This window comes from Symplocastrum torsivum, assembly GCF_059505465.1.
Genome location: NZ_JCACKQ010000109.1, coordinates 1 through 5,438 on the forward strand (window position 1 = coordinate 1; position 5,438 = coordinate 5,438).

The 5,438-nt window shown below is 48.6% G+C and carries 7 protein-coding genes; all 7 read right to left on the reverse strand.

Annotated elements, in window-relative coordinates:
* Nucleotides 1-15 precede the first annotated feature (15 nt).
* A complete protein-coding gene (locus tag AC5JL3_RS25080) occupies nt 16-204 on the reverse strand; it encodes a nuclear transport factor 2-like protein (protein ID WP_496077067.1) in 189 nt (62 codons plus the stop codon).
* 130 nt (nt 205-334) lie between these two features.
* Nucleotides 335-673: a hypothetical protein gene (locus AC5JL3_RS25085; RefSeq protein WP_496077068.1), complete on the reverse strand. Its 339-nt coding sequence runs from the start codon at nt 671-673 to the stop codon at nt 335-337.
* Nucleotides 651-2,228 carry a GMC family oxidoreductase gene (locus tag AC5JL3_RS25090; protein WP_496077069.1) on the reverse strand — a complete coding sequence of 526 codons (1,578 nt, stop codon included), beginning with the start codon at nt 2,226-2,228 and terminating at the stop codon, nt 651-653. Before AC5JL3_RS25090 ends, AC5JL3_RS25085 begins: the two co-directional genes overlap by 23 nt.
* 73 nt (nt 2,229-2,301) lie before the next feature.
* Nucleotides 2,302-2,823 carry an alpha/beta hydrolase gene (locus AC5JL3_RS25095; RefSeq protein WP_496077070.1) on the reverse strand — a complete coding sequence of 174 codons (522 nt, stop codon included), beginning with the start codon at nt 2,821-2,823 and terminating at the stop codon, nt 2,302-2,304.
* Nucleotides 2,824-2,918: 95 nt separating this feature from the next.
* Complete coding sequence (locus tag AC5JL3_RS25100; protein ID WP_496077071.1) at nt 2,919-3,779, reverse strand: oxidoreductase; 861 nt, start codon at nt 3,777-3,779, stop codon at nt 2,919-2,921.
* Nucleotides 3,780-4,012: 233 nt separating this feature from the next.
* Nucleotides 4,013-4,927 (reverse strand): CPBP family intramembrane glutamic endopeptidase, encoded by a 915-nt coding sequence (locus tag AC5JL3_RS25105; RefSeq protein ID WP_496077072.1) that lies wholly within the window; start codon nt 4,925-4,927, stop codon nt 4,013-4,015.
* 29 nt (nt 4,928-4,956) lie between these two features.
* Nucleotides 4,957-5,334 carry a nuclear transport factor 2 family protein gene (locus AC5JL3_RS25110; protein ID WP_496077073.1) on the reverse strand — a complete coding sequence of 126 codons (378 nt, stop codon included), beginning with the start codon at nt 5,332-5,334 and terminating at the stop codon, nt 4,957-4,959.
* Nucleotides 5,335-5,438: the final 104 nt, after the last annotated feature.

Genomic DNA, 5,438 nt, shown 5'->3' on the forward strand with positions numbered 1-5,438 from the left:
ATTAAGTATATTGTCTCATTGACAACAATTACTTTGCCTTAACTTGTCACGAATGTCCATATACAAGCGTGCCCACTTGATCTGATCCGCTTGTACACCAAGAATACTCACGCCGCGCATACCAAACTGCGTACCATCACGATGGGTGCCGAACCAGTACCACTCAGCCCAAGCCGTGTCACCCTCTACTGCCGAACGGAGCAACTCGTTTATTTTGTTATGAAGCCATCATGTTGCTAGTCCCGTCCTGCCACAATAATCTTTTCTGCTAAACCAACCGAGTTAGAAAACATCACCTCATGGCTACCGGGCATTTGCACGAACCGAAATTGCCCTAAGCGGTTAGACATCCTGGGATGCCATCCCCACTCGCCTTGAGGTAAAGCAGTGTCTTCTGTACAGTAGAGGTAACTTTTAGGAATGGGCAGCGAGTAAAACTGCCTAAAGTCCAGCTTGTAATCCACGGTTGATACGGTTCAGGGGATAGGTGTGCGTAACTCGATCGAGCCAAATCGAGGTCAGCATCGTTGAGAAACGCTTCTCGCCAAATCTCAAACGGCATCATCACTGTGTTATCGTCTGATTCGTTCGCTAGAGAGTCGATTAACGCTTGATAGTGCGGCGGAAGGCTATCTCTGAGGCTTTCACCATCATTGAGGCAATTTTGTTCCAACTTTTATCAAATCGGCAGCCTTTTCTCCAATCATAATTGCCGATGCATTTGTGTTTCCTGTGATCATAGTTGGCATAATCGATGCATCAACAACTCGTAACCCTTCAATCCCCCGTACCTTGAGTTGAGGATCGACAACCGCCATTTGATCAATACCCATTTTGCACGTCCCAACAGGATGCCATCCCGTACCGCACGTTTGCCGAATATAATCTTCGATTGCTTTGTCGCTATGCACGGAACTCCCTGGAGCAATTTCCTCGCCCCGAAACTCATTAAACGCATCGGAGTACACAATTCGACGCAAAATTTTAAGTCCTTCAACCATCAGTTGCATGTCAGATTCTTTCTGAAGATAGTTGACCCGAATCAACGGTGGGTCGAAGGGGGAGGAGGAACGTAGTCTTACGCTACCACGACTTTCGGGATGGGTGATGTAAAAGGGAAGGGTGAAAGCCGGACCTTCACGTGCATAGGCAGGATCGACATATAAAACCGGAACAATTGTAAATTGCAAATTAGGCGCCGCATCTAAATTATTGTTGGTATGCAGAAATAACCCAGCCTCTCCCCCATTACTACTTGGCGCAAGGGGCACGTCAGTAGTAGACTGGTAGGCAATAACAGCAAGTGGGTGATCTTGAAGATTCTGGCCGACACCCGGCAAATCAAAAACTACAGGAATGCCGGAAGCCCGCAGATGTTCAGCTGGTCCAATTCCAGAAAGCATTAGCAGTTTAGGAGAATCGAAGGCGCCAGCACTCAAAATCACTTCGGAGTTGACCCTAACTTGATACTCCGTTCCGTTTTGAACATACACTACCCCTACCGTGCGCTTTCCCTCAAAAAGTAAACGAGTCACCAATGCTCCTGTTTGAATCGTCAAGTTGGGGCGATCTTTAATCGGACGCAGAAATGCCACTGCTGTACTTTGGCGCTTACCATCTTTCACGGTCACTTGGTAAAGTCCTGCACCTTCCTGCTGTACGCCATTAAAGTCGGGATTTTGCTCATAGCCCTGTGCGATCGCGGCTTCCACAAAGCGTTGCGACACTTTTGCAGGAGAGAGTGGATCTGTGATGCTAAGTGGTCCATCAACCCCGTGAAATAACGATGCTCCTCGCTGCTGGTTTTCCGATTTCTTGAAGTAAGGCAGGACATCCTGATAACTCCAACCAATATTACCTAATGCTTGCCAGCTATTGTAGTCACGTTCATTGCCTCGTATATAAATCATGCCATTAATCGAACTGCTGCCGCCCAAGACTTTACCGCGTGAAGAGAAAATTTTGCGGTTATTTAAGTAAGGTTCCCCTTCAGTTAAGTATGCCCAGTCCACTTCCGAGCCTAAGAGTGTAGTCGGCCACACTGAGGGAACTTCAAGTTCTGGCTTGGTATCAGGACCACCCGCTTCGAGCAGCAATACTTTAGTATTAGGGTCTTCTGTAAGACGGTTGGCAACAACGCAGCCTGCTGAACCGGCACCAATCACAATATAATCAAAAATTGCTGCGAGATCGTTGAAAGCAGCACTGTGACGGTATGTAGTTGTCATGATTTCTCCTTTTCAGGTCATTGTTTGTTAAATGACGGCGACATTAGTGGGTTGGTGATTGCAAATTCTGCTGCTAGTCGCGCCCTGCCACAATAATCTTTTCTGACGGTTCAGGTGATAATCGTGCGTAACTCGATCGAGCCAAATCGAGGTCAGCATCGTTGAGAAACGCTTCTCGCCAAATCTCAAACGGCATCATCACTGTGTTATCGTCTGATTCGCTCGCTAGAGAGTCGATTAACGCTTGATAATGCGGTGGAACGTTATCGTTGAGGCTCTCACCATCATTTAGGACAAAGGCATCGAAGAAGATGAGCCGTCGAATGTGATCGGGAATCGCTTCAGCAACTTTTGCAATGATTGTTCCGGCAAAACTATGACCTAAGAGAACAATATCGGTTAAGTCTTTGCTCACAATGTAATCAACGATCGATTGCGTACATTGAGTATGGTTAACGTTTTTGTTCACACCTTTTCCATGTCCAGCGATCGTAGGAGCAAAAGCCTGATGACCTCTCGTTTCTAGATGTTGGATAACCGCGTTCCAAGCAGAACCATCGTGCCATGAACCGTGAACCAAAACAAACGTTGACATAGCATGGCTCCTTTAGATGTGGGATGAAAACCAAGTTCGTATCTGTTGAAACGGGTGCAGTGGGTCTTCTGTCGATTCATGATTTGGAAAGGAGGCTACCCCACACTCGCTTTTACTTCTTCAAACGCTGTGTTCATCGACACGTCTTTCCATGCCTCTAATTCAGCTTTCATCGATTCGAGTTTTTGAGTAATCAAATTCACCGAATCTTTGCCTAATGCTAAGCGCAAGGGTGGATTGTCACTCTCAACCACTTGAATCATTGCTGCTGCTGCCTTCGCCGGATCATTAGGTTGTTTGCCATCCCTCTCCTGAAGCCGTTGGACTATTTTGCCACTCGTTTGAGCATAGTCATTAATTTGATGGGATAGTGTGGAAAGCGCTCGACTACTAAAATTCGTTCGAGAGGAGCCAGGTTCAATAATTGTGACTTTAATCCCCAACGGCTTCACTTCTTGTGCCAGCGCTTCAGAAATTGCTTCTAAAGCAAATTTTGTTGCACTATAAATTCCCACTCCTGCAAACGCGCTAATCCCATTCGCCGAAGAAATGTTGAGGATATGACCGCTTCGCTGTTCACGCAGGGTTGGCAAAACTGCACGAGTCACATTGATTGCACCAAATAGGTTGGTGTCAAACTGCCGTCTGATATCATCGTCGTTCACTTCTTCGATCGCGCCTACTGTACCGTAACCCGCATTGTTGACGAGTACATCAATGCGATTGTAAGCGTTCAATGCAGCTTCTATAGCTTGCTGAATCGATTGAGCATTAGTGACATCAAGCGCAATCGTCGTGACCCGATCCGGATAGCGATCGCTCAGTTCTTTTAATTGTTCAGGCTGACGGGCAGTGGCAACTAAATGATATCCACGCTCTAGCACGGCTTGCGCCAAAGCACGCCCCAATCCTGTGGAACTTCCAGTAATCAACCAAACTTTATCAGTATTGTTCATTTGCTTCTTTCTCGTTGATAACTTGTAATTCAGATCTACACCGCTCTAAACTATGGTCTATACTCCAAGGTCAAGCGTTGCTGTGGTTCAGGAATGCGATCGCAAGGAGATATCTGGCAGTTGCTCGATCAATTCCCGATGCGCCTCCTGTCACTAACACCACTTTGTCTTGCAGTATTATTTTGTTTCTCCTGTTTCAATCAAGATTGACCTTCAGCAACGAACTGACGAGATCACCGACGACCCTTCTGATGACCCTGGAAAACGGGTTCGGATGCCTCGTCGCGTTTGAACACCTTGTAGGCGATCGCCAGGAACACGGGTATTGCAACCAGCACTGATAGCGCCCCGTAGGTGGCGTGATACTCGCTGATTGTGAACAGAGCCGGTGTGGTCACAGCACTTCCAGTTATGTTGAACAGGAGTATGCTGCCGATGTTATTCGCGAAATGTACGCCGATGGCGAGTTCAGTGGTTCCGTCAATCAACGAGACCACAGTCCACAACAGACCCGGAACGAGGAAGTAGTTGGAAAAGACCGTCAGCCAGCCACCTGCGCTCACCTCCGGGTTTAAGAGGTGCGGCAGGGTGAATACCACTGCCGCCACGAGCGCCAGAAAAACGCGGTTGGTCGAGATCATGCTCGCGCCCTGCACAACGTATCCGCGAAAGAAAAGCTCCTCCGTGGTCGTCTGGATCGCGGTGAAGATCAGTGCCAGTGGCACGAAGAGCGCGAACGTCGCAAGGTTGGAGTTGAAGGAAAAGGTGTTGGGGTAGAAGAGGTACTGTCCCAGCACGCCGATCAGACACGCTGGAACGGACCACGCCACAAACCCCTGACCGATGCGACGCCAGTCGATCCGCTCCCGCGCCGTAACCAGCGTCCGGGGATGGCGGCGGTGGATAAGGGTAACGGCGATGAGAACCCCCGAGAGGAAGAACGGAAAACCCGCCATAACAAACAAGAACTTCCCGAAAGGACCAAGCACAGAGTAATCCGGTTGACCGCTAAACGCGAACGCGACGAGTACGCTGGCACCAGTTCCAACCACCAGCCACGCAAAGAGGATGACCACCAGCCCCAGAACATACCGCCACCCCCGATACTTACCCCACCGAGCAGCCTCCACATAAGTTACGTTTTTCATGAGAATACATCCTGACTTTTGCAGATGATTTACGCTGCATTGCTAGTTTCAGCCTTGACTTCGGCTGGGATTACGAAAGCTCTTAATTCGACCATCTTGTCGCCGCGAAAGCGCCAGATGTCGCAGTACGAGTAATGAGCCGCCTTCCCGTCTTCGTCCTTGATTGTGAGGTCGCCGAGTGCCGTGACGAAATCCCCCTCAGCGATCAAGTTCGCAACGATATTCAAAGGCGGTTCCACATACTCCGTTGCCATCCATTGGCGAACGGCTGCTTTTCCTTTCAGGGTTCTGTCGCCGACAAATGTCCATTCCGTGTCGTCGGTGCAGAACGACAAGAATCCTTCATAGTTGCCTTGGGCGATCGCCGCGTTTGCCGCTTCTAAAATTGCTTTATTGTTCTCTGACATCTAAATCTCTCCTCTGTTCAAAGCAACAAAGTGGTATGAGTTGTTATGCTGTTGCCCCTCACTGGTTTACTTCTAGGGACTGGTAAACGGCTTACATTGAATCG

Excerpts from the sequence above, each read along its gene's own strand:
- AC5JL3_RS25100 (WP_496077071.1), bottom strand. The coding sequence starts at position 3,779 with ATGAACAATACTGATAAAGTTTGGTTGATTACTGGAAGTTCCACAGGA.
- AC5JL3_RS25090 (WP_496077069.1), bottom strand. The coding sequence starts at position 2,228 with ATGACAACTACATACCGTCACAGTGCTGCTTTCAACGATCTCGCAGCA.
- AC5JL3_RS25095 (WP_496077070.1), bottom strand. The coding sequence starts at position 2,823 with ATGTCAACGTTTGTTTTGGTTCACGGTTCATGGCACGATGGTTCTGCT.
- AC5JL3_RS25110 (WP_496077073.1), bottom strand. The coding sequence starts at position 5,334 with ATGTCAGAGAACAATAAAGCAATTTTAGAAGCGGCAAACGCGGCGATC.
- AC5JL3_RS25105 (WP_496077072.1), bottom strand. The coding sequence starts at position 4,927 with ATGAAAAACGTAACTTATGTGGAGGCTGCTCGGTGGGGTAAGTATCGG.